Here is a 21,977-nt window from a genome sequence, read left to right as displayed (position 1 = left end):
CTTCATCCCCAAGACCGTTTTCACAGATGCGTCATATTAGAACCCGTATGCAACCCAAAAATCCCTTTGCAACACAAACCCTTGCATTTCACGAAACGCGAAATTCAGGGGTTGAGCCGCAGAATTTCCCACGCCTCGCCAGCCGCCTTGCGACGCCACGCAAACCGGTCGTGAAGGCGAAACGCCCCGTCCGCCCAGAATTCAATCTCAATCGGCGTGATCTTGAAACCTCCCCAAAAGGGTGGTCGTGGCGGATGCGTACCCTTTTGTGCCGTCACGCGGGCGACCTCGGCCATCAGCGCGGTGCGCGAGGCGAGCGGTCGCGACTGCTCGGACGCCCACGCGCCAAGCCGGCTCTTGAGCGAGCGGGAGGCGAAATAGGCATCCGCCTTCTGCCCCTCCTCGCGCGTGACATGGCCGCGAAAGCGAAGCTGCCGACGCAGCGATTTCCAGTGCAACACCCCTGCCGCCATCGGGCGTGCGTCAAGCTCGCGGCCCTTGGCCGAGCCGTAATTGGTGTAGAAGACGAACCCGTCCGCCGCGATCTCCTTGAGCAGGACCATCCGCACATTGGGCATGCCCTGCGCATCCGCCGTGGCAAGCGACATCGCGTTGGGATCGTTGATCTCGGTCCCGCCGGCCTCGTCCAGCCAACGCCGCGCGATCACAAAAGGGTCATCGCCCGCGAATATTCCTTCTCGTTCCATTCTTCTGCTCCAGCCTTCGTTTCATGCGAGTTTGGGGTGACGCGACGCCAAGTCAACGTCAATCTCCGCCCACCGGCCGCCCCGGCAGCGTGCGGGCGGGCTTGATGCACCCTGCCCTATCGCCTAAAGGTCGGCAAAAGCGATGTGGCGGGGGCTGGGAATGTCGAACACACTGATGACGGGCAAGCGCGGGCTTATCATGGGGCTTGCCAATGACAAGTCCATTGCGTGGGGCATCGCCAAAGCATGCGCCGATGCCGGCGCCGATCTCGCCTTCAGCTACCAGGGCGAAGCGTTGAAAAAGCGGGTCGGGCCGCTCGCCGCCGAGCTGGGCTCGGATATCGTGCTGCCCTGCGACGTGGCCGACATGGCCTCTGTCGATGCGCTTTTCGCCGATCTCGGACAGCGCTGGGACGGGCTCGATTTCATCGTTCATGCCATCGGCTTTTCCGACAAGAACGAGCTGCGTGGCCGCTACGTCGATACCAGCCGCGACAATTTCCTGCGCACGATGGATATCTCGGTCTATTCTTTCACCGCCGTGATGCAGCGCGCGGAAAAGATGATGGGCGCGGGCGGATCGGCGCTGACGCTGACCTATTACGGTGCCGAGCAGGTCATGCCGCATTACAACGTCATGGGCGTGGCCAAGGCGGCGCTGGAGGCATCGGTCAAGTACATGGCCGAGGACCTCGGCCGCGACGGCATCCGCGTCAATGCCATCAGCGCCGGGCCGATCCGCACGCTGGCCGCCTCGGGCATCGGCGATTTCCGCTATATCCTGAAATGGAACGAGCTCAATTCACCGCTACGGCGTAACGTGACGATCGACGACGTGGGCCGCTCGGCGCTCTACATGCTCAGCGATCTTGGTTCGGGCGTGACCGGCGAGACGCTGCACGTGGACGCGGGCTATCACGTCGTCGGCATGAAGGCCGTCGACGCCCCAGATATCGACGCGACCTGAGGGCAGGTCCCGTGACCGCGCTCGATCTCCTCGCCTTCAACGCGGTGCTGGCCGCCGCGATCCTCAGCCCCGGCCCGGCGCTGCTGTTCGCGCTGCGCACGGCGCTGGCCTTCGGGCGTGGCGCGGGGATCGCTGCGGGCATGGGGCTTGGGCTCGTGGCTGCGGGCTGGACACTGGCGGCATTGCTGGGGCTGGAGGCCCTCTTCACGCTGTTTCCGTGGGCGTATACCGCGCTCAGGCTGGGCGGCGCGGCCTATCTGATCTACATCGCGTGGAGGACGTGGCGGGCGGCGCGCGCCCCCGTCGCAGAGGCCACGCACAAGCCGCGCGGGCGCGCATTTGTCGATGGCGCGCTGATCAACCTGGGCAATCCGAAATCGGTGCTGTTCGCGGCCTCGGTGCTGATCGTGGTGTTTCCCAAGGGCCTGTCGGCCACCGAAATCGCGCTCATCACCGCCAACCACATGGCCGTGGAATGGGTATTCTATTCGGGCTTTGCCATGCTGCTGAGCGGGGCGCCCGCGCGGCGCGTCTATCTCGGCGCCAAGCCGTGGATCGACCGCGCGGCGGCGGTGATGCTTGGCGCGCTGGGCCTCAAACTCTTGACTGACAGGTGATTGCCATGACCCCGAACCGTCTGCCGCATGAAAAGGGCTTTCACGTAAGCTGGGATCAGCTCCACCGCGATGCGCGCGCGCTGGCCTGGCGGTTGCAGGGCGAGGCGCCCGAGGGCGGCTGGCGCGCGGTGGTGGCGATCACCCGCGGCGGCATGGCCCCGGCGATGATCGTCGCGCGCGAGCTTGACATCCGCGTGGTCGACACGATCAGCGTCAAGTCCTACGACCACCAGACCCAATCCGAGCCGGTGGTCATCAAGTCGCCGGACGCGGACGTGGTGGGCGACGGCGCGGGCGTGCTGATCGTCGATGACCTGGTCGATACCGGCCGCACACTGGAGGTGGTCCGCGCGCACCTGCCGCGCGCACATGTCGCCACCGTCTATGCCAAGCCGCTGGGGCGCGCGCAGGTCCACACCTTTGTCACCGAGGTGAGCCAGGATACCTGGATCTTCTTTCCGTGGGACATGGCGCTGCAATATGTCGAGCCCTATCGCGGGGCCTGAGCAGCGCCCGGCGCGGCCCCTTGCCCCGCCCCGGCGCAGCGCATAGACAGGTCCGGACTGAGAAAACCGGCAGGGGTGACGATGGCGGGCAAGAGCATTTCCAAGGGTGCGATGTGGATCCTCATGGGGCTTCTCATCATCGGGCTCGGCGGTTTCGGTATCACCAATCTGGGCGGGCGGGTGCAGAGCATCGGCTCGGTCGGGACCGCCGAGATCGACGTGCAGACCTACGCCCGCGCGCTGCGTAACGAGATCGAGGCGCTTGCCGCCGAGCGGGGCGAGTCGATCAGCATGGCCGAGGCCGAGGCGGCGGGGCTCGATCGGCGGGTGCTGTCGCGCCTCGTCTCGCAAGCCGCGCTCGAACATGAGGCACATGTGCTCGGGATATCTGTGGGCGACGAGACGCTGCGCGACGAGATCGTGTCGATCCAGGCGTTCCAGGGCGCGGGTGGCGGGTTCGACCGCGAATCCTATCGTTTCGCGCTGGAGCAGGCGGGGCTGAACGAGGCTGAGTTCGAGGCCAGCATCCGCGCCGAGACGGCGGCATCACTGGTGCAGGACGCGGCGCTCTCCGGGGTGTCGGCGCCCCAGGCCCAGGTCGATACGGTGCTGAGCTATCTCGGCGAGCGGCGCAGCCTGGCCTTTGCGATACTCGACCGCGGCGATCTGCGGACCGGTCTGCCCGCGCCCACCGAGGAGGATCTGCGCGCCTACCACCAGTCCCACCTGCCCGAATTCACCACGCCCGAGACGCGGCAGATCACCTATGTGCGGGTCACGCCGGAAATGCTCGTCGATACGGTCGAGGTGGACGAGGCCGCGCTGCGCGCCGCCTACGAGGAGCGCGAGGCCGAGTTCAACACGCCCGAGCGGCGGCTGGTCGAGCGGCTGGTCTTTTCCGACGAGGCCGCCGCGCGCGATGCAATGGCCCGGATCGAGGCGGGCGAGGATTTCGAGACGCTGGTCACGGAGCGCGGGCTCGACATGGCCGATGTCGATCTGGGTGACGTGAGCGCCGCCGACCTGGGCCCCGCCGCCGATGCGGTGTTCGACACGCCGGCGGGCGAGGTGACCGGCCCGGTCGAGATCGACCTGGGCCCGGCGCTGTTTCGCGTCAACGCGGTGCTCGCGGCGCGCACCACCCCGTTCGAGGAGGCGGTGCCGCAATTGCGCGAGACGCTGGCCGCCGACCGCGCGCGCCGGGTGATCGACACCGTGTCGGAGACCGCGGACGACATGCTCGCGGCGGGCGCGACGCTGGAGGAAGTGGCGCAGCAGACCGAGATGGAGCTTGGCGAGGTCGCCTGGCATCCGGAGCTTGCCGAGGGAATCGCGGGTTACCCGGCGTTTCGCGCGGCAGCGACCGAGGTGCAGCAAGGTGACTACCCGCAGATCGAGGCGCTGGGCGATGGCGGGGCCTTTGCGCTGCGCCTCGACGGGACCCGCGAGCCGCGCATCCGCCCGCTCGAAGAGGTGCGCGACGCGGTAGAACGGGGCTGGCGCCGACAGGCGGTGGTCACGGCGCTCAAGGAACAGGCCGCGCCTGCCATCGAGGCCTTGCGCAGAGGCGAGAGCTTTGCCGCGCAGGGGCTATCGCCGACCGAGCTCGACGGCATCACGCGGCGCGATTACCGCGCCGACGCACCGCCGGATTTCATCGAGACGGTATTCTCCATGACCCAAGGCGAGGTGCGCGTGATCGAGGGGGCGGGCCGTATCCATATCCTGCGGCTCGACGGGATCGTCCCCCCCGCCGAAGACGACCCCGATCTTGCGCGCATCGCCGAGAGCCTGCGCACGCAGATCGAGAGCGCGCGGGCGCTGGATCTGTTCCAGCTTCTCGCCAACGATATTCGAGAGCGCGCGGGCGTCAATCTCGACCAGGCGGCGATCAACGCCGTCCATGCCAATTTCAACTGAGGGCGCGCGCACGTGAACCTGACACCGGATTTCGAGAGCTTTGCCCGCGCCCACGGGGCGGGCGAGAACCAGATCGTGTACACGCGCCTTGCTGCCGATCTCGACACGCCGGTGTCGCTGATGCTCAAGCTGACGGGGGCGGCGCGCGACGCCTTTCTGCTGGAATCGGTCACCGGCGGCGAGGTGCGCGGGCGCTATTCCATCATCGGCATGAAGCCCGACGTGATCTGGCAGTGCCACGGGAACACGAGCCGTATCAACCGCGCCGCCCGGTTCGACGCCGACGCCTTTGAAGAGCAGGAGGGCGATCCGCTCTCCAACCTTCGCACGCTCATCGCCGAGAGCCGCATCGCCCTGCCCGACGACCTGCCGGCGGCGAGCGCGGGGCTGTTTGGCTACCTCGGGTATGACATGATCCGGCTGGTCGAGCATCTGCCCGACACGCCGCCCGACACGCTGGGCCTGCCCGACGCGGTGATGCTGCGCCCCTCGGTGGTGGCGGTGCTCGACGGGGTCAAGGGCGAGGTGATCGTCGTGGCCCCTGCATGGGCAGAGGCCGGTCAATCGGCGCGCGCGGCCTATGCCCAGGCCGCCGAGCGGGTGATGGACGCGGTGCGCGACCTCGACCGCGACCTGCCGCAAGCCAGCCGCACGCTGGGCGAGGCGCAGGAGGATGCCGCGCCGGTGTCGAATTTCACCAAGCCGGGCTATATGGCGGCGGTCGAGAAGGCCAAGGAATACATCCGCGCGGGCGACATTTTCCAGGTGGTGCCGTCACAGCGCTGGACGCAGCCGTTCACCTTGCCGCCCTTTGCGCTCTATCGTTCGCTGAGGCGCACCAACCCGTCGCCGTTCATGTTCCATTTCGATTTCGGCGGTTTCCAGGTGATCGGTGCCAGCCCCGAGATCCTGGTGCGGGTGATGGAGGGCGAGGTGACGATCCGCCCGATCGCGGGCACCCGTCCGCGCGGCGCCACGCCGGAGGAGGATCGCGCGCTCGAGGCCGATCTGCTGGCCGACGGCAAGGAACTGGCCGAGCATCTGATGCTGCTCGACCTGGGCCGTAACGACGCGGGGCGTGTGTCGAAAATCGGCACGGTGCGGCCGACCGAGAAATTCGTCATCGAGCGGTATTCCCACGTCATGCATATCGTCTCGAACGTGGTGGGAGAACTGGCCGAGGGGGAGGACGCGCTCTCGGCGCTGCTCGCGGGGCTGCCCGCCGGCACCGTCTCGGGGGCGCCCAAGGTGCGCGCGATGGAAATCATCGACGAGCTGGAGCCGGAAAAGCGCGGTGTCTATGGCGGCGGCGTCGGCTATTTCAGCGCGGGCGGCGACATGGATGTGTGCATCGCGCTGCGCACGGCGGTGGTGAAGGACCGCGACCTCTATATACAGGCAGGCGGCGGCGTCGTGTTCGACAGCGACCCCGAGGCCGAGTACATGGAGACGGTCCACAAATCCAACGCCATCCGCCGCGCGGCGGCGGACGCGGCGCGGTTCTCGGGCGAGGGCAACGGCTGAGGCGCGTTGGGCCTGGGGGGACGTTTGGCATGACGCGATGAGCCGCGCGAGTGCCCGACCGCGGGTGGGCGCACTGACGATTGGGCTGCGCGGTTTATGGTGCAAGATACTTCTTAGCTAGCAGCGGCTTGCGCCGTTGCAAAAGCGCCCGCCCGTCCGGGCGGTCGGGCGCTCGCGCGGCGGCGTGCAAGCACGCCTTGTCCCGCGCGGGGGCAGGAGGCGAACGGCATCAGGAGGCCAACCGCAGCCGGATGCCATCGCGCGCACCCCTTGAACCGGGTTGATCCATGTCAAGGCAGCGGGCTGGCCGGATAAAATATATTCTAAATATCGAATATATAAGGAGACACGCCATGACCCCCCTTCCCCATCTCTGCCGCCGCGCCGCCGCGGCGCTCATGCTCGCCGGATTCTCGCTGGCCCCGCTCGGGCTCGCCGCGGCGCCGCTGGACCTGCAGGAGCCCGTCGCCGCCGACAGCCTCAAGGAGAGCAAGCACACCGCCCCCGGTCTCTACATCACCGCCGCCGAGGCGGGCCGGGTGCTGGAGGCGCAGGACAATGTCGCGCTGATCGACGTGCGCACGCCGTCGGAGATCATGCTGATCGGGTACGCGACGAAGGCGGCGGCCAATATCCCGTCGAAATTCGTCGATCCGAACCTCGCGGAAACCTCGCTCAAGGGCGAGTACGGAATGGTCGACAACCCCACCTTCGTGGACGAGATGAAAGCCTGGCTTGCCAGCGACGCCGCCCGCGGCATCGACACGCTGCTGGTGATGTGCCGCTCGGGCTCGCGCAGTGCGGCGGCCATCGGCAGGCTGGTGGAGGCGGGTGTCGACGTGACGCTCTACAATGTCGTCGACGGGTTCGAGGGCGACAAGAACAAGGCCGGCGTGCGCGCCGTCAACGGCTGGCGCAACGCGGGCCTGCCCTGGACCTACAAGATCCGCGAGGGGCTGCGCCCCGCCAACTGAGCGCTTGTGGCGCGCGCCTCTGTGGGGCAAGAGGCGGGGATGGCCCGCCTCGTCCTGTTCAACAAGCCCTGCGGGGTGCTGTCGCAATTCACCGACCGGGGCACCGAGGGCAGCCCCCGTGCGACGCTGTCGGATTTCATCGACCTGCCCGGCATCTATCCCGCCGGGCGGCTGGATCGCGACAGCGAGGGGCTGTTGTTGCTGACCGATGATGGAAAGCTTCAGGATCGCATCGCAAGCCCCCGTTACAAGGCGGAAAAAACGTATCTCGTGCAGGTAGAGGGGGTGCCGGATGCGGACGCTATTGACGCGCTGCGGCGGGGTGTGGTGCTCAAGGACGGACCGACGCGCCCGGCGCAGGTTCGCCAGATCGACCCGCCGGACCTGTGGCCGCGCACCCCGCCGGTGCGTTATCGCAAGTCGGTGCCCGATCGCTGGCTGGAAATCACCATCACCGAGGGACGCAACCGGCAGGTGCGGCGGATGACCGCCCATGTCGGCCACCCGACCTTGCGGCTGGTGCGCTGGCGGGTGGGGGAATGGACGCTTGACGGCCTCGCCCCGGGCGAATGGCGCGAGACGCGGGCCTAGCCGCTATTCCGCGCCCTGCCGCAGCACCGCCGAGACCGGCACGAGGCCCACGCTCGCCGCACGATCCTGAAGGCCCCAGAGCAGGAGCGCGCTGATCGTGTCGGCGCGCAGCCGGCCGACCATGATGACGCCTTCATCCTGCTGCGTGGCGCGCATCGCCGCGTTGTCGAGAAAGCGGCGCACGGCGGCCGCATCCTGTCCCTCTGCGTCGAAATCGCGGAACAGCGTCGCCGCCGGCACGCCCTCGCGCGCGATGAGCTTGCGCGCGGTGTCGAGCCCGTTGGGCCGCATCACGAGGCCGTGGCCGCTCTCCAGCAGGATCGGGGCAAGCTGCGCGCTGGCCGCGCGCGAGGTCTGAAGGCCGGTGCCGTCACCCTCGATCACCGCGACCGCCTGCGGCACGCGGTCAAGCCAGGCGGACATCGCGGTTTCGACATCGGCGGGGGTCGCGCCCTCGGAGAGGTCGGCGGCGAGCAGCACCTCGAACCCGGCCTCGCGATAGCGCGCAGCCGCCTGCGCCGCATCCGCGCGGCTGGCCGGGATGGCGATGCTCAGCGGGTAGGGAAACGCCTCGAGCGCTGCAAAACCAAGCGCGTCCTGCCCCTCGTCGATCAGCACGATGGCCATCAGCGGCTTGTCACGCGGCACGTCGGCCTCGACGGCATTGCGGGCAAGCGCGCCCTGCGCCTCAGGGACGGTCTCTGGCTCTGGCTCGGCTGCGGACGCTTCCTCTTCGGGTGGTGTCTCGCCGATGCGCGGCAGACGGTCGGTGGTGACGTCCCCCGCGCGGTCGCCGGTGAGGGCGCCGCCGCTCTCTGGCACGATCCGGCGCGGGGTGGGGGCGGTCTCGGGCGCGCCGTCGTCAGGGGGAATGGCGGCGACGCTGTCGTCGGCAGGCGCCGTGTCGTCCGCCTGCGCGTCAGGGGCCTGCGCCCCCGCATCGCCGGTCTCGTTAGCCGGGGCCCGCTGATTGTCGGGACTTGCCAGCCCGGCATCGCTCTCGCCGGGGTCGGGGCTTGGCGGCTGGGCCGGTTCGGTCGAGATCGACAGCCGCGTCTCCTCCTCGGGTTGCACGGGGGCCGGGGCCTGCGGGCTGGGCAGGACCGGGCTGTCGCTCTGGACCGCGACGCCGCCCGTATCCGGCGCATCGGCAGGCGGCGCGCCGAGCGATGTCGCGTCGCCCGTGGCCGGCGCCGGGGCGGTATCGGCCCCGCTCAGGCCGCGCGTGTCGTCGGGGGCAGGTTCGGGCACGCGCGGCGCGGCGGCGGGGTCGGGGCCGTCCCCGACCTCCGGCAGTGCCGTCTCGCGATCCTCGCGCACCGCGTCGAAGCCCGAGCCCGGCGGCACCTCGACCGAACCGGCATCGGGGGCCTGCTTGCGCAGCGCCGCCATGTCGGCGAGATCGACCACCACCGACGCGGTGCCAAGCACAAGGCCAGACACGACAAGGCCTGTCATCATTCCCGCCAGAACACCGCGCATTGCCGCCCTCGCCCCTTGTTTCTTCCGCCCGTTTGCCCTTGTTTCCGGCCTAGCGCCCCTTGACGGTCCGGCGCAAGCCTGAACAAGTATACCGCGACCGGCCCCAAGGCCAACAGCCCCGTTGCCAGAGGACAGGCGCCATGCTGCTCTTGATCGACAATTACGACAGTTTCACCTACAACCTCGTGCATTACGTGGGCGAACTGGGGGCCGAGACGCGCGTCGTGCGCAACGATGCGATGGACGTGGCCGAGGCGATGGCGCTCCGGCCCGCCGGCATCCTGCTCTCGCCCGGCCCCTGCGATCCGGATCAGGCGGGCATCTGCCTCGACCTGACGCGCGCGGCGGCAGAGGCGAACATCCCGCTTCTCGGCGTGTGCCTCGGGCATCAGGCCATCGGGCAGGCCTTTGGCGGGCGCGTCATCCGGCATTCCGATATCGTGCATGGCAAGATGGGTGAAATCCGGCACAACGGCACAAGCGTGTTCGCGGGGCTGCCCTCGCCTTTTGACGCGACGCGCTATCACTCGCTCGTGGTCGAGCGCGACAGCCTGCCCGATTGCCTCGAGGTCACCGCCGAGCTGGCCGACGGCACGATCATGGGCCTGCGTCACCGCGCGCACCCGATCCACGGCGTGCAGTTCCACCCCGAATCCATCGCCTCGCAGCACGGCCACGCGCTGTTGCGCAATTTTCTCAACATGATGCAGGTGCCGGCATGAGCGACATCCGCCCGCTCATCGCCGCCGCCGCCGACCGGGCGCTCACGCGCGGCGAGGCCGAGGCGGCCTTTACCATCCTGTTCGAGGGCGAGGCGACACCGGCGCAGACCGGCGGCATTCTCATGGCGCTGCGCACCCGCGGCGAGACGGTGGACGAATACGCCGCCGCCGCCGCCGTGATGCGCGCGAAATGTCACAAGGTGCGCGCGCCCGAGGGCGCGATGGACATCGTCGGCACGGGCGGCGACGGCAAGGGCACGCTCAACATCTCGACCGCGACGGCGCTCGTCGTGGCCGGGGCGGGCGTGGTTGTGGCCAAGCACGGCAACCGCAATCTCAGCTCGAAATCGGGCGCGGCGGATGCGCTGGGGATGCTGGGCGTGAAGGTGATGATCGGTGCCGAGGCGGTGGAAAAGGTGCTCGCGGAGGCGGGTATCGCCTTCATGATGGCGCCGATGCACCACCCGGCAATGGCCCATGTCGGCCCCGTGCGCGCCGAGCTTGGCACGCGCACGATCTTCAATATCCTCGGGCCGCTGACCAACCCGGCTGGGGTGAAGCGGCAGCTGACCGGCGCGTTCTCGCGCGATCTGATCCGCCCGATGGCCGAGACGCTGGGGCAGTTGGGGTCCGAGCGCGCGTGGCTGGTGCATGGCAGCGACGGCACCGACGAGATGACCATCACCGGCATCACCTGGCTCGCCGCGCTGGAAGAGGATGGCAGCATCCGCGAGGCGGAGCTGCATCCCGAGGATTTCGGCCTGCCCGTCCACCCGTTCGAGGCGATCCTCGGCGGCACACCCGAGGAAAACGGCCGCGCGCTCGGTGCGCTGCTCGACGGGGCAAAGGGGGCCTATCGCGACGCCGTGCTTCTGAACGCCGCCGCGGCGCTCACCGTCGCCGGGCGCACGGATGATCTGCGCGAGGGTGTGACGATGGCCGCCGAGAGCATCGATTCGGGCGCCGCGCGGATGCGGCTCGCCGCGCTCGCCAAAGCTACATCGGAGGCCCAATGACCACCCCCACGATTCTCGAAAAGATCAAGGCCTACAAGCTCGAGGAGATCGCCGCCGCCAAGGCCGAGCGCCCCCTCGACGAGATCGAGGTCGATGCCCGCGCCGCGCCGCCGGTGCGCCCGTTTGGCGAAGCCGTGTTGCAGGCGTCCAAGACCGGCTATGGCCTGATCGCCGAGATCAAGAAGGCGAGCCCCTCCAAGGGCCTCATACGCGCCGATTTCGATCCCGCCGCGCTGGCCGAAGCCTATGCCGAGGGCGGGGCGGCGTGCCTGTCGGTGCTGACCGATGGGCCGAGTTTCCAGGGCGCGCCGAAGTATCTGCGCGCAGCCCGCGAGGCGTGCGAGTTGCCGGTGCTGCGCAAGGATTTCATGTACGACCCCTACCAGGTGGCCGAGGCGCGGGCGTGGGGCGCCGATTGCATCCTCATCATCATGGCGAGCGTGTCAGACGCGCAGGCGATCGAGCTCGAGGCGGCCGCGACCGAATGGGGGATGGACGCCCTCATCGAGGTGCACGACCGCGAAGAGCTGGACCGCGCGGGCGCGCTCGCCTCGCGCATGATCGGCATCAACAACCGCAACCTGCACAGTTTCGAGACCAGTCTCGACACCACACGCAAGCTGTCGAAATTCGTACCGCCCGAGTGCATGATCGTCAGCGAGAGCGGGCTGGCCACGCCCGACGACCTCGCCGAGATGGCCCGCTACGGCGCGCGCGCCTTTCTCATCGGCGAGGTGCTGATGCGCTCGGATGACGTGGCCGCCGCCACCCGCACGCTGCTGGCCAATCCGCTCACCGCCGGGGGTTTCTGATGGCCGGGCTCACCCATTTCGACGAGCGCGGCGCGGCGCATATGGTGGACGTGTCGGACAAGGACGTGACCGCGCGGGTGGCCGTGGCCGAGGGGCACATCAGGATGGCCCCGCAAACCTTTGATCTCATTGCCGAAGGGCGGGCGAAAAAGGGCGACGTGCTGTCGGTGGCGCGGCTGGCGGGGATCATGGGCGCAAAGAAGACGCCCGACCTGATCCCGCTCTGCCACCCGCTGCCGGTGACCCGCGTGGCGGTGGACCTGACCCTCGACCCGGACCTGCCGGGCATACGGATCGAGGGCACGGTCAAGACCACCGGGCAGACCGGCGTCGAGATGGAGGCGCTGACCGCCGTTTCGGTGGCGGCGCTCACGGTCTATGACATGGCCAAGGCGGTGGATCGCGCGATGGAGATCGGCGGCATCCGGGTGGTTCTCAAGGATGGCGGCAAATCGGGGCGTTACGAGGCGACATGATCTCCGTATCAGAGGCCCTCGACCGGCTTTTCACGCTGATCTCACCTCTCGATGTCGAGGAGGTGCCGCTTGCGGAAGCGGCGGGGCGCATCCTCGCCCGCGACGTGGCGGCGAGCCGCGATCAGCCGCCCTTTTCCGCCTCGGCGATGGATGGCTATGCGATCGCCGAGACCCCTGCCCCCGGCGCGGTGCTGAGCGTGATCGGCGAGGCGGCGGCGGGGCACGGTTTTGGCGCCACGGTGGGGACGGGCGAGGCGGTGCGCATCTTCACCGGCGCGCCAGTGCCCGAGGGCGCGACGCGCGTGATCATGCAGGAGGACGTGACGCGCGAGGGTGCGGCCATCACGCTGGGCGAGGGCATCGGCGCGGGTGACAACATCCGCGCCGCCGGCTGCGATTTCCGTGCCGGGCAGGCAATGTGCGCCCCGCGCCGCCTGCGCCCCGCCGACCTCGCGCTGCTGGCGTCGATGAACGTGGCGTCCGTCCCGGTGCGCCGCAGCCCCGACGTGGCGCTCATCGCCACCGGGGACGAGCTGGTCATGCCCGGCGAGAACCCCGGCCCCGACCAGATCATCGCCTCCAACGCCTTTGGCCTCAAGGCCATGCTCGAGGCGCGCGGGGCAAGGGCGCGGCTCTTGCCGATCGCGCGCGACACGCGCGCCTCGCTGGAGACGGTGCTGGGGCTGGCAGAGGGCTGTGATCTGATGCTGACCATCGGCGGCGCGTCGGTGGGCGATCACGACCTCGTCGCGCGGCTCGGGCCGGAACTGGGGATCGAGCGCGCGTTCTACAAGGTCGCGATGCGTCCGGGCAAGCCGCTGATGGCGGGGCGCATGGGCGCGGCGGCGATGGTCGGGCTGCCGGGCAACCCGGTCTCGGCGATGGTCTGCGGGCATGTCTTCGTGGCACCGATGATCGACGCGATGCTGGGGTTGGGCACGGCCCCCGCCCCACGCCGCACGGCGCCACTCGCAGCCCCCCTGCCCGCCAACGGCCCGCGCGAGCACTACATGCGCGCGCGGCTGTCGGAGGACGGGATCGCGGCGGAGGACCGGCAGGACAGCTCACTTCTGAGTATCCTCGCCCATTCCGATGCGCTGCTGGTGCGCCCGCCGCATGACCCCGAGCGGCAGGTTGGCGAATTGGTGGCGTATCTGCCGCTCTGAGGTGGCGGATTCTGGCCTGGAGGGGACGTTGCCGTCTGGTCCCGGCGCGGAATCAAGGCCGAAGGCCGCCGCGCCATCGCNTGTCCGCCCCCCGGACAGGCGATTTGGCTAAGCTAGCGCGCCGATTGCATGTTTTTCGGGAAAGCAGAAATAAAGTGCCCTGAAGAACCGTTGGATCGCCTGCCCGCGGACATGCGACGGCGCGGCTCACTGCAACGGCAGCTCCAGGCCAGTCACCTCACCGGCGCACCGGTCCTGGACGGGGCGCCACCCGGGCACAGCATCACCGCCGCCAACGCAAGCCTTGCGCTCCCGGGCAGGGCGATTACCTATCGAAGAGACGCCCTCACCACCCGCGAAAGGCCGCGCATGACCCTCGTGCTTCCGTTTGACAACAGCTACGCGCAGCTTCCGCCCCGCTTTTACACGCGCCAGAACGCGGTGCCGGTGCGTGAGCCCCGCCTCATTGCGTGGAACGCGCCACTGGCCGCAGAGCTTGGCATCGAAGGCGGCAGCGACAGGGAGACCCTCGCGCGCATCTTCGCGGGCAACGAGGCGCCCGAGGGGGCCACGCCGCTGGCGCAGGTCTATGCCGGACACCAGTTTGGTGGCTTCTCGCCGCAGCTTGGTGACGGACGCGCGCTGTTGCTGGGCGAGGTGGTGGACAGTCACGGGCAACGCCGCGACATTCAGCTCAAAGGGTCCGGCCCCACGCCCTATTCGCGCATGGGCGACGGGCGCGCCTGGCTCGGCCCGGTGCTGCGCGAATACGTGGTGTCCGAGGCAATGCACGCACTGGGCATTCCAACCACCCGCGCGCTCGCCGCCGTTGAGACGGGCGAGCGGATCTATCGCGATCCCGGTGCCATGCCCGGCGCGGTGCTGACCCGCGTGGCGTCGAGCCACATCCGCGTGGGCACCTTCCAGTATTTCGCCGCGCGGCGCGATGCGGAGGGGCTGCGCGCGCTCTACGACTATACCGTGGCGCGGCACTGCCCGCAGGTCGAAAGCCCCGCGCATCTGCTGGCCGAGGTCATCCGGCGGCAGGCGCGGCTGGTGGCGCAGTGGCTGTCCATCGGCTTCATCCACGGGGTGATGAACACCGACAACACGTCGATTTCCGGCGAGACGATAGATTACGGCCCCTGCGCCTTCATGGATACCTACCACCCGCAGACGGTCTACAGCTCGATCGACGCGCATGGCCGCTATGCCTATGACAACCAGGCGCATGTGATCGTGTGGAACATGGCGCAGTTCGCCACCGCGCTGGTGCCGCTCATGCCCGATCAGGACGCGGCCATCGAGGAATTCACCGTGCTGGTACATGCCATGCCCGAGCGGATCGAGGCCGAGTGGCGGCGCGTGTTTGCCGCCAAGATCGGCATCGCCGAGGCAGGGGAGGAGGATGCCGCGCTCGCGGGCGACCTGCTCGCACGGATGGCCGAGGGGCGGGCCGATTTCACCAACACATTCCGCGCGCTGATCGAGGGTGGCGCGCGCGACCAGTTCCTCGACCCGGCGGCCTTCGATGCGTGGGAGGCGCGCTGGCGCGCGCGGCTGGCCCGCGAGGCCGACCCGGAGGCGGTGATGCGCGCCGCCAACCCCGCTTTCATCCCCCGCAACCACCGCGTGGAGCAGATGATCGAGGCGGCGGTCGGGGGCGATTTCAAACCATTTGAACGGCTTATGGGCGTGCTGTCACACCCCTATGACGACCAGCCCGACGCCGCCGATCTGCGGCGCCCACCGGCGGCGTCGGAGGTGGTGCACGCCACGTTCTGCGGGACGTGAGCGGCGTAGGTCTTCGAGGTGGTCATGGCCTGTTGCGGTCGTTCGCATTAGCCGCGCATCGACGGGCCGCGGCGCGGCGATCCAACGGTGGTTCTGCCGTGCTTTATGGCAGCCAAATCCGAGAAAGGCCCGAGCGGCGCGCAGGTTGATGCCATATCGCCGTGCCGTGGGTGCGGCCCGGCGATGCGCGGCGGCGTGCAAGCACGCCTCGATTCCGCGCATTGGCACCAAGCTGTGAGGGTCCGCTCCAGGCCATTCACGCCCAGTAAACCGGATGTCCGCGGATACGCCCCTACCGCCCCCGCACCCGGCGAAAGCACAGGATGCGCCCGCGCGAGGGCCCGGGATCATAGGTCAGGCCCGAGGCGGACATGCAATCAACGATGCGCTGGATCACCGTGTCGGGGTAGCGCCCGGGATGCAGCTCCATCATCACGCCGCGCACATGCGCGGGCCAGGGTGCGTCGAACAGATGCGCCTCGGCCCCCTCGATATCCATGATGACGAGACCGGGGCGCACGCGCGCCATCAGGTCACGCAGCCCCAGATGCGGCACCTCGACCAGGCGCTCGGCGGCGCTTGTCTCGTCAGCGATATGCCCCGCCCAGAAACTGCGCGCGGCATCGAACGCGAGAGGTGCCGCCCCCCCGTCCATACCGCCCACAGCACCGTGCAGCACCGTGACCGCGTCGACCCCGTTGCGCGCGAGATTGCCCGCGATCACCGGCAGCAGATCGGGGTTGGCCTCGACCGTGGTGACGTTCTGCGCCCCGGCCACCCGCGCGCAGAGGCAGGCGATGTAGCCGATCCCCGATCCCAGCTCCAGCACCCGCTGCCCGGCGCGCAGCCGCATCAGCGCCGCGCGCGCCTCGTGTCCCTCGTAGCCACCCGAGGCGAGCTTGGCCGCGATGCGATCGTTGAGATGGCTGTCGGGCACCTCAAGCCGCAGGCCCTCGATCTCGAATTCCGCCATGCCCTGCCCCTTGCCGTTGATTCCGCCGCGTGCTCACCCTACACCACCCTCACCTGAGAACGGGAGCAACGGCAATGCAGCTCTTTGTGGGCCTTGGCAATCCGGGCGCGAAATACGCGCGCAACCGCCACAATATCGGCTTCATGGCGGTGGACGCCATCGCCGCAGATCACGGCTTCGGGCCGTGGCGGGCGAAGTTCCGGGGCCGCGTGGCCGAGGGCGTGCTGGGCGGCGAGAAGGTTCTGCTGCTCAAGCCCGAGACGTTCATGAACCTCTCGGGCGAGTCGGTGGCCGAGGCCGCGCGGTTCTACAAGCTGGGCCCCGAGGATGTGGTGGTGTTCCACGACGAGCTGGACCTTGCGCCCGGCAAGCTGCGCGTCAAGCGCGGCGGCGGACATGCAGGTCATAACGGCCTACGCTCGATCCACGCGCATCTCGGGGCCGAGTATGCGCGCGTGCGGCTCGGCATCGGCCATCCCGGCCACAAGGACCGGGTGAGCGGCTACGTTTTGCAGGATTTCGCCAAGGCGGATGCCGGTTGGCTCGACGACCTGATGCGCGGCATCAGCGATGGCGCGCCGTGGCTCGCGCAGGGCAAGCCCGACCGGTTCCAGAACGCCGTGGCGCAGCGCATGGCACCGGCACGCCCCGCTGCCAAGGCCGCCGCCCCGCCGACCCAGAAAGAGCCGGAAGAGCCGCCCGAGGATGACCGCAGCCCGCTGCAGAAGCTGGTCGACAGGTTCCGCTAAGCCGCGGCCCCCCGGGTCGATGCGCGCTGCGGCGAACCCGGATTTCGCAAGGATCAGCCGCGCCGGATCTCGACCCTGCGGCCCTCTGCCGGGGCCTCATCGCGGCGCGGAATGGTGACGCTGAGCACGCCATCCTTGAGATCCGCCTCCACCTTGTCGCCATCGGCATCGGGCGGCAGCCGGAACGACCGGCTGAAGCGGCCATATTGCCGCTCCGAGAAGAACCACGTCTCGCCCTTCTCCTCGCGGGTGGCGGATTTCTCGCCGGTGACGGTCACCGCGCCGTCATGCACCGACAGCTCGATATCCTTTTCCTCGACGCCGGGCAGTTCCATCGTGATGCGATAGGCGTCCTCGTTCGAGGAGGCATCCGAGGCCGGGGCGAGCCAATCGGCCACGCGCGCCCCGAAATTTCGCAGCGGCTCATAAAGCTGGGGCCAAAAGCCAGCGACATGGGATTTCTCGACCATTGCAGCATCCTCCTTTGCGTTGCAGTGTCATGAAATTACACTGCGGAGATGGGAATTTCCTTGATCCGCCTCAAGTCGGGAGAGGGCAATGCGCGCGCTGTTGCAACGGGTGAGCGAGGCGGAAGTGACCGTCGAGAACGCGGTGATCGGGCGCTGTGACGGGGGGCTCCTGATCCTCGTCTGCGCCATGCAGGGCGATGACGAAGCCGCCGCCGAACGGCTGGCGGGCAAGGTCGTCAAGCTGCGCATCTTTCGCGACGGTGAGGGACGGATGAACCGCTCGGTTGCGGATGTGGGGGGCAGCGCACTGGTGGTCAGCCAGTTCACGCTGGCCGCCGATACCTCGCGCGGGAACCGGCCCGGCTTTTCCGCAGCCGCCCCGCCCGAGGAGGGCCGCCGCCTTTACGAACATTTCGCGGCGTCCCTCGCGGCGCTCGGCGTGCCGGTGGAGACCGGTCAATTCGCGGGCGACATGCGGGTGAGCCTCGTCAATGACGGTCCCGTCACGATCTGGATGGAGAGCTGAAGCCAGTCAGCCCAGAAGGGCGAGCGACGGGAATACCTCCAGCAGCCAGTAGGAGAAATCCGAGAACCCGCCGGTGAGCATCAGGAGGCCGATGGTCCACAGGAGCAGGCCCATGACGCGCTCGATCTGCGCCATGTGGCGCTTCATCCACCCCATCAGCCCGGTGAGCCGCGGCAGGAAGGCCGCGACCAGCAGGAACGGCACGCCGAGGCCCATGGCATAAACCGCGAGCAGCGTGGTGCCGCGGGCCACGTTGGCCTCGGAGGCGGCGAGCGACAGGATCGCGCCCAGTTGCGGGCCGATGCAGGGTGTCCAGCCAAAGGCGAAGGCCAGCCCCAGCACATAGGCCCCCAGCGACGAGCCGCCCCGGTCGCCTGCGTCGATCCGCGCCTCGCGGTCGAGAAAACCGATGCGGTAAACGCCCACGAAATGCGCGCCGAACCCCATCACCAGAACCCCGGCGATGATATTGAACCAGTCCTGGTATTGCAGGAACGCCCGCCCCAATGCAGAGGCGGTGAAACCCAGGAACAGGAAAACCGTCGAGAGCCCCAGCACGAAGAACAGCGCGGGCACCACGGCGCGCGCGCGCGCGTGGCCCTCTTGCGACAACTCGTTGAGGCTCACCCCGCTCATGTAGGCGAGATAGGGCGGCACGATGGGCAACACGCAGGGGCTGAGGAACGAGACGAGCCCCGCCAGAAGCGCCACGAACATTGCGGGCAGAAGCGCCGCGTCGATGATCTCGATTCCGAACATGACCCCCACATAGCCGGTCGCAACGCCCGCGTCATCAGGCAGTCTGTCACATCCTTGTGGACAGGCTGTAACAGCGCGGCTATCTGCGGGGCATGATGCCGGATCACACCCTCGACGCGCGCGGGCTGCTCTGCCCGCTCCCCGTGCTGAAGCTGCGCAAGCGGCTGAAATCGCTGACTGCGGGCGACGTGATCGCGGTGCAGGCCGACGATCCGGCAGCGATCGTGGACGTGCCGCATTTCTGCACCGAGAGCGGGCACGAACTGATCTCGACCGAAGAGGCGGGCGGCGTGCAGACCTATTTCATCAGAAAATCCGGCTGAACGGTCCACGCGCCCCGGCACCGGGCCGGGGCGCGTGAGGGATATCAGCCGAAGGACCACCAGCCGCGGCGTTTGGGCCGGGGCTGTTCCTCGGTCTCCGATTGCTCGGAGGCGGGTTCCGATTCGGGCGCAGGCTGTTCGGACACGGGTTCCGGTTCCGGCGCAGGTTGCTCGGCCACGGGCTCCGGCGCAGGTTGCTCCGCCACGGGCTCCGGCGCAGGTTGCTCCGCCACGGGCTCTGGTTCGGGCGCGGGTTTGGACCCGGTCCGCTCCGCGACCGGTGCGGGTTCCTCGGCGGCAGGCTCCGGCGCGGGTGCGTCGGCCTTCTTGCGGCGCGACACGGTCCGCCGCTTCGGCTTGGCCTCGGGCTCGGGCTGCGGTGCGTCCGCGTCGGCACTTTCCTCGGCGGCAGCGGGTTCCGGCGCGGGTTTCTTGCGGGGCGCCCGGCGTCTCTTGGGCTTTTCGGCCACCGGCGCGTCGGTTTCCTCGGCGGGCTGCGCCGGGGTTTCTGCCTGCGTGTCGGCCTGCGTTTCGGCCTGTGCGTCGGCCGTATCGGCCTCCGCCGCGTTCTGCGGGGCACCGTTGTCACCCTGCCCTTCGCCCTGCCCGTCGCCGGAACGCGGCTTGCGCTTGCGGCTGCGCGAGCGACGGCGCTTCTTCTTGGGCTTCTCGGTTTCCTCGGTGTCGGGCGGCGTGCTCTCGGCCTCGACCTCGGCCTCAGCCTCGGCAGGAGCCTCTACCTCGTCGTCGATGGCGTCCATCAGCGCCGCGCCCGCGGACACGAAGGCCGTGTCCGGCTCGCGCACGGTGCGGGTGGCGGTCTTGAGCTTCTCGAGCGTGAAATCGGGGCTGACCAGCGACGGGTCACCCTCGATACGCACCGACAGGCCATAGCGCGCCTCGATCCCGGCAACGTGCTCGCGCTTGTGGTTGATGAGGAAGTTGGCGATACCCACCGGTGCGCGCACGAGCACCTCGCGAGAGCGGCGGCGCACGCCCTCCTCCTCGATCTGGCGCAGGATCGACAGCGACATGCTGTCATCCGACCGGATCAGGCCGGTGCCGTGGCAATGCGGGCAGGGTTGCGTGCTGGCCTCGAGCATGCCGGGGCGCAGGCGCTGACGGCTCATCTCCAGCAGGCCGAAGCCCGAGATGCGCCCCACCTGGATGCGCGCGCGGTCGGTCTTGAGCTTGTCCTTGAAGCGCTTTTCCACCGCCGCGTTGTTCTTGCGCTCGTCCATGTCGATGAAGTCGATGACGATGAGCCCGGCGAGGTCGCGCAGGCGCAACTGGCGGGCAACCTCGTCGGCGGCCTCGAGATTGGTCTGGAGCGCGGTTTCCTCGATCGAGCCCTTCTTGGTGGCGCGCCCCGAGTTCACGTCGATGGCGACGAGCGCCTCGGTCACGCCGATCACGATATAGCCGCCCGAGGGCAGTTGCACCGCCGGGTTGAACATGCCGGCGAGATAGCTCTCGACCTGGTGGCGCGCGAAGAGCGGCATCGCATCGGTGTAGTGCTTCACGTTCTTGGCGTGGGACGGCATGATCATCTTCATGAAGTCCTTGGCGATGCGGTAGCCGCGCTCGCCCTCCACCAGAACCTCGTCGATCTCGCGGTTGTAGAGGTCGCGGATCGAGCGTTTGATGAGGTCGCCCTCCTCGTAGATCTTGGTCGGCGCGATGGAGCGCAGCGTCAGTTCGCGGATCTGCTCCCACAGGCGCTGGAGATACTCGTAATCGCGCTTGATCTCGGCCTTGGTGCGCTTGGCCCCTGCCGTGCGAATGATGAGGCCCGCGCCCTTGGGCACGTCGATCTCGGCGGCGATTTCCTTGAGCTTCTTGCGGTCGGCGGCGAGCGTGATCTTGCGGCTGATGCCGCCACCGCGCGCGGTGTTGGGCATCAGCACGCAGTAACGCCCGGCGAGGCTGAGGTAAGTGGTCAGCGCGGCGCCCTTGTTGCCGCGCTCTTCCTTGACCACCTGCACCAGCATGATCTGGCGGACCTTGATGACCTCCTGGATCTTGTAGCGGCGCGGGCGCGGCTTGCGCGCGGGGCGGATGTCTTCGCTGTCATCCTCGTCGGCGACCGATTCGATGCTGTCATCGTTGGTGGAGTGGTCGCGCGTGTCACGCGCGTCGGGCGCGTCCTCCTCCGTCTCGGGCGCGGTCTCGTTGTCCTCGCCTTTGGCGGTGTTCGCGGCCCGCTCCGCGTCCGGTTCCTCGACCGGGGTTTCGGCGACACGCTCCATCGGCGAACTGCCTTCGTCCTCGTCATCGCCGAGGTCGATGGTTTCCATACCGGAAATGTCGGCGCTGGTCACCGCGTCGTCCGACGCAGTCTTTTCCGTCTTGGCCCTGGGGCGCGACCGCGAGCGGGAGCGGGAGGCGCGCTTGGGCTTTTCCTCTTCATCCTGCTGGGCCTGGGCGAGCGCCTCTTCCTCGGCCATCAGCGCCTCTCGGTCGGCCACCGGGATCTGGTAATAATCCGGGTGGATTTCCGAAAAGGCGAGAAAGCCGTGCCGGTTGCCGCCATACTCGACAAAGGCCGCCTGGAGCGAAGGCTCCACGCGCGTGACCTTGGCGAGATAGATGTTTCCGGCTAGCTGACGTTTGTTTTCAGACTCAAAATCGAATTCCTCGACCTTGTTTCCGTCGACCACCACGACGCGGGTTTCCTCCGCGTGGGTGGCATCAATAAGCATTTTCTTGGCCATGTGTTCCGTATGCACGACCGCGTGGCGACCGGCCCGGGGGGCGCGGCGCCTTGCGGTCTGTGTCTGTCAGGGGCGAGGACGGGCGCAAAAGCGCCGCAGGCGCCGGGCGCTGCCGATATCGGTGTCTTGCCTGTTGCGCGCGTCATCGCGGTTCTTCACTCCGACCCCTCTGCGGGGGCCAATTCAGCG

At 68.5% G+C, this 21,977-nt stretch carries 22 protein-coding genes; 16 read left to right on the top strand and 6 right to left on the bottom strand.

What is annotated here, in order from left to right:
* Nucleotides 1-104: 104 nt before the first annotated feature.
* Entirely contained in the window at nucleotides 105-707 is a 603-nt protein-coding gene (pdxH, locus tag CRJ03_RS11055; RefSeq protein ID WP_104018921.1) for a pyridoxamine 5'-phosphate oxidase, read from the bottom strand.
* A gap of 160 nt (nucleotides 708-867) precedes the next feature.
* Here pdxH and fabI point away from each other — a divergent pair, with 160 nt between their 5' ends.
* The 7 genes from fabI (at nucleotide 868) to CRJ03_RS11020 (ending at nucleotide 7,806) form a co-directional block, all read left to right on the top strand.
* A complete protein-coding gene (gene fabI / locus CRJ03_RS11050) occupies nucleotides 868-1,674 on the top strand; it encodes an enoyl-ACP reductase FabI (protein WP_104019184.1) in 807 nt (268 codons plus the stop codon).
* 11 nt (nucleotides 1,675-1,685) lie between these two features.
* Nucleotides 1,686-2,291 carry a LysE family translocator gene (locus tag CRJ03_RS11045; protein ID WP_104018920.1) on the top strand — a complete coding sequence of 202 codons (606 nt, stop codon included), beginning with the start codon at nucleotides 1,686-1,688 and terminating at the stop codon, nucleotides 2,289-2,291.
* 5 nt (nucleotides 2,292-2,296) lie between these two features.
* The gene (gene gpt / locus CRJ03_RS11040) at nucleotides 2,297-2,797 is read left to right on the top strand and encodes a xanthine phosphoribosyltransferase (RefSeq protein ID WP_104018919.1); all 501 of its coding nucleotides are present in this window, start codon (nucleotides 2,297-2,299) and stop codon (nucleotides 2,795-2,797) included.
* 81 nt (nucleotides 2,798-2,878) lie between these two features.
* Nucleotides 2,879-4,717 carry a peptidyl-prolyl cis-trans isomerase gene (locus CRJ03_RS11035; protein ID WP_104018918.1) on the top strand — a complete coding sequence of 613 codons (1,839 nt, stop codon included), beginning with the start codon at nucleotides 2,879-2,881 and terminating at the stop codon, nucleotides 4,715-4,717.
* A gap of 12 nt (nucleotides 4,718-4,729) precedes the next feature.
* Nucleotides 4,730-6,241 carry an anthranilate synthase component I gene (gene trpE / locus CRJ03_RS11030; protein ID WP_104018917.1) on the top strand — a complete coding sequence of 504 codons (1,512 nt, stop codon included), beginning with the start codon at nucleotides 4,730-4,732 and terminating at the stop codon, nucleotides 6,239-6,241.
* A gap of 353 nt (nucleotides 6,242-6,594) precedes the next feature.
* Nucleotides 6,595-7,215 (top strand): rhodanese-like domain-containing protein, encoded by a 621-nt coding sequence (locus CRJ03_RS11025; RefSeq protein WP_104018916.1) that lies wholly within the window; start codon nucleotides 6,595-6,597, stop codon nucleotides 7,213-7,215.
* Between the two features lie 39 nt (nucleotides 7,216-7,254).
* Nucleotides 7,255-7,806 carry a pseudouridine synthase gene (locus CRJ03_RS11020; RefSeq protein WP_104018915.1) on the top strand — a complete coding sequence of 184 codons (552 nt, stop codon included), beginning with the start codon at nucleotides 7,255-7,257 and terminating at the stop codon, nucleotides 7,804-7,806.
* Nucleotides 7,807-7,809: 3 nt separating this feature from the next.
* Here CRJ03_RS11020 and CRJ03_RS11015 read toward each other — a convergent pair whose 3' ends face one another.
* Entirely contained in the window at nucleotides 7,810-9,264 is a 1,455-nt protein-coding gene (locus CRJ03_RS11015; RefSeq protein WP_240611646.1) for a divergent polysaccharide deacteylase family protein, read from the bottom strand.
* A 164-nt stretch (nucleotides 9,265-9,428) separates the two neighbouring features.
* Here CRJ03_RS11015 and CRJ03_RS11010 point away from each other — a divergent pair, with 164 nt between their 5' ends.
* The 6 genes from CRJ03_RS11010 to CRJ03_RS10985 all read left to right on the top strand — a co-directional run bounded on the left by CRJ03_RS11010 (nucleotide 9,429) and on the right by CRJ03_RS10985 (nucleotide 15,274).
* Entirely contained in the window at nucleotides 9,429-10,010 is a 582-nt protein-coding gene (locus tag CRJ03_RS11010) for an anthranilate synthase component II (RefSeq protein ID WP_104018914.1), read from the top strand.
* Complete coding sequence (trpD, locus tag CRJ03_RS11005) at nucleotides 10,007-11,026, top strand: anthranilate phosphoribosyltransferase (protein WP_104018913.1); 1,020 nt, start codon at nucleotides 10,007-10,009, stop codon at nucleotides 11,024-11,026. Before CRJ03_RS11010 ends, trpD begins: the two co-directional genes overlap by 4 nt.
* A complete protein-coding gene (gene trpC / locus CRJ03_RS11000; RefSeq protein WP_104018912.1) occupies nucleotides 11,023-11,838 on the top strand; it encodes an indole-3-glycerol phosphate synthase TrpC in 816 nt (271 codons plus the stop codon). The genes trpD and trpC overlap by 4 nt, the downstream gene beginning before the upstream one ends.
* The gene (gene moaC, locus CRJ03_RS10995) at nucleotides 11,838-12,314 is read left to right on the top strand and encodes a cyclic pyranopterin monophosphate synthase MoaC (RefSeq protein WP_104018911.1); all 477 of its coding nucleotides are present in this window, start codon (nucleotides 11,838-11,840) and stop codon (nucleotides 12,312-12,314) included. The genes trpC and moaC overlap by 1 nt, the downstream gene beginning before the upstream one ends.
* Nucleotides 12,311-13,480 carry a molybdopterin molybdotransferase MoeA gene (locus tag CRJ03_RS10990; RefSeq protein WP_104018910.1) on the top strand — a complete coding sequence of 390 codons (1,170 nt, stop codon included), beginning with the start codon at nucleotides 12,311-12,313 and terminating at the stop codon, nucleotides 13,478-13,480. The genes moaC and CRJ03_RS10990 overlap by 4 nt, the downstream gene beginning before the upstream one ends.
* 369 nt (nucleotides 13,481-13,849) lie before the next feature.
* Complete coding sequence (locus CRJ03_RS10985) at nucleotides 13,850-15,274, top strand: protein adenylyltransferase SelO (RefSeq protein WP_104018909.1); 1,425 nt, start codon at nucleotides 13,850-13,852, stop codon at nucleotides 15,272-15,274.
* A gap of 292 nt (nucleotides 15,275-15,566) precedes the next feature.
* On the opposite strand, the gene CRJ03_RS10980 is transcribed toward CRJ03_RS10985, so the two are convergent.
* Nucleotides 15,567-16,247 carry an FkbM family methyltransferase gene (locus CRJ03_RS10980; RefSeq protein ID WP_104018908.1) on the bottom strand — a complete coding sequence of 227 codons (681 nt, stop codon included), beginning with the start codon at nucleotides 16,245-16,247 and terminating at the stop codon, nucleotides 15,567-15,569.
* 74 nt (nucleotides 16,248-16,321) lie between these two features.
* On the opposite strand from CRJ03_RS10980, the gene pth reads away from it, so the two are divergent.
* Entirely contained in the window at nucleotides 16,322-16,996 is a 675-nt protein-coding gene (pth, locus tag CRJ03_RS10975; protein WP_104018907.1) for an aminoacyl-tRNA hydrolase, read from the top strand.
* A gap of 53 nt (nucleotides 16,997-17,049) precedes the next feature.
* Here pth and CRJ03_RS10970 read toward each other — a convergent pair whose 3' ends face one another.
* A complete protein-coding gene (locus CRJ03_RS10970; RefSeq protein ID WP_104018906.1) occupies nucleotides 17,050-17,466 on the bottom strand; it encodes an Hsp20/alpha crystallin family protein in 417 nt (138 codons plus the stop codon).
* Nucleotides 17,467-17,554: 88 nt separating this feature from the next.
* Between CRJ03_RS10970 and dtd the strand changes: the two genes are divergently transcribed.
* Complete coding sequence (gene dtd, locus CRJ03_RS10965; protein ID WP_104018905.1) at nucleotides 17,555-17,992, top strand: D-aminoacyl-tRNA deacylase; 438 nt, start codon at nucleotides 17,555-17,557, stop codon at nucleotides 17,990-17,992.
* 6 nt (nucleotides 17,993-17,998) lie between these two features.
* Here dtd and CRJ03_RS10960 read toward each other — a convergent pair whose 3' ends face one another.
* Nucleotides 17,999-18,751, bottom strand: coding sequence for a cytochrome c biogenesis CcdA family protein (locus tag CRJ03_RS10960; protein WP_104018904.1), 753 nt, complete (start codon nucleotides 18,749-18,751; stop codon nucleotides 17,999-18,001).
* 92 nt (nucleotides 18,752-18,843) lie between these two features.
* Between CRJ03_RS10960 and CRJ03_RS10955 the strand changes: the two genes are divergently transcribed.
* On the top strand, nucleotides 18,844-19,074 hold the full coding sequence (locus CRJ03_RS10955; protein ID WP_104018903.1) for a sulfurtransferase TusA family protein: 231 nt from the start codon (nucleotides 18,844-18,846) through the stop codon (nucleotides 19,072-19,074).
* A 44-nt stretch (nucleotides 19,075-19,118) separates the two neighbouring features.
* Here CRJ03_RS10955 and CRJ03_RS10950 read toward each other — a convergent pair whose 3' ends face one another.
* Nucleotides 19,119-21,788 (bottom strand): Rne/Rng family ribonuclease, encoded by a 2,670-nt coding sequence (locus CRJ03_RS10950; protein WP_104018902.1) that lies wholly within the window; start codon nucleotides 21,786-21,788, stop codon nucleotides 19,119-19,121.
* Nucleotides 21,789-21,977 lie beyond the last annotated feature (189 nt).

The organism is Roseovarius nitratireducens (genome assembly GCF_002925845.1).
Classification (GTDB): domain Bacteria; phylum Pseudomonadota; class Alphaproteobacteria; order Rhodobacterales; family Rhodobacteraceae; genus Roseovarius; species Roseovarius nitratireducens.
Note: the sequence above shows the minus strand (reverse complement) of the source record. Positions and strands in the feature narration are given on the sequence as shown.

Coding starts and splice junctions, on each gene's coding strand:
- CRJ03_RS10990 (WP_104018910.1), top strand. CDS start 12,311: ATGATCTCCGTATCAGAGGCCCTCGACCGGCTTTTCACGCTGATCTCA.
- CRJ03_RS11035 (WP_104018918.1), top strand. CDS start 2,879: ATGGCGGGCAAGAGCATTTCCAAGGGTGCGATGTGGATCCTCATGGGG.
- pdxH (WP_104018921.1), bottom strand. CDS start 707: ATGGAACGAGAAGGAATATTCGCGGGCGATGACCCTTTTGTGATCGCG.
- trpC (WP_104018912.1), top strand. CDS start 11,023: ATGACCACCCCCACGATTCTCGAAAAGATCAAGGCCTACAAGCTCGAG.
- CRJ03_RS11010 (WP_104018914.1), top strand. CDS start 9,429: ATGCTGCTCTTGATCGACAATTACGACAGTTTCACCTACAACCTCGTG.
- CRJ03_RS11020 (WP_104018915.1), top strand. CDS start 7,255: ATGGCCCGCCTCGTCCTGTTCAACAAGCCCTGCGGGGTGCTGTCGCAA.
- CRJ03_RS10970 (WP_104018906.1), bottom strand. CDS start 17,466: ATGGTCGAGAAATCCCATGTCGCTGGCTTTTGGCCCCAGCTTTATGAG.
- CRJ03_RS10960 (WP_104018904.1), bottom strand. CDS start 18,751: ATGTTCGGAATCGAGATCATCGACGCGGCGCTTCTGCCCGCAATGTTC.
- pth (WP_104018907.1), top strand. CDS start 16,322: ATGCAGCTCTTTGTGGGCCTTGGCAATCCGGGCGCGAAATACGCGCGC.
- CRJ03_RS10950 (WP_104018902.1), bottom strand. CDS start 21,788: ATGGCCAAGAAAATGCTTATTGATGCCACCCACGCGGAGGAAACCCGC.
- CRJ03_RS10955 (WP_104018903.1), top strand. CDS start 18,844: ATGATGCCGGATCACACCCTCGACGCGCGCGGGCTGCTCTGCCCGCTC.
- moaC (WP_104018911.1), top strand. CDS start 11,838: ATGGCCGGGCTCACCCATTTCGACGAGCGCGGCGCGGCGCATATGGTG.
- CRJ03_RS11015 (WP_240611646.1), bottom strand. CDS start 9,264: ATGACAGGCCTTGTCGTGTCTGGCCTTGTGCTTGGCACCGCGTCGGTG.
- CRJ03_RS10985 (WP_104018909.1), top strand. CDS start 13,850: ATGACCCTCGTGCTTCCGTTTGACAACAGCTACGCGCAGCTTCCGCCC.
- fabI (WP_104019184.1), top strand. CDS start 868: ATGTCGAACACACTGATGACGGGCAAGCGCGGGCTTATCATGGGGCTT.
- CRJ03_RS11025 (WP_104018916.1), top strand. CDS start 6,595: ATGACCCCCCTTCCCCATCTCTGCCGCCGCGCCGCCGCGGCGCTCATG.
- trpD (WP_104018913.1), top strand. CDS start 10,007: ATGAGCGACATCCGCCCGCTCATCGCCGCCGCCGCCGACCGGGCGCTC.
- CRJ03_RS10980 (WP_104018908.1), bottom strand. CDS start 16,247: ATGGCGGAATTCGAGATCGAGGGCCTGCGGCTTGAGGTGCCCGACAGC.
- dtd (WP_104018905.1), top strand. CDS start 17,555: ATGCGCGCGCTGTTGCAACGGGTGAGCGAGGCGGAAGTGACCGTCGAG.
- gpt (WP_104018919.1), top strand. CDS start 2,297: ATGACCCCGAACCGTCTGCCGCATGAAAAGGGCTTTCACGTAAGCTGG.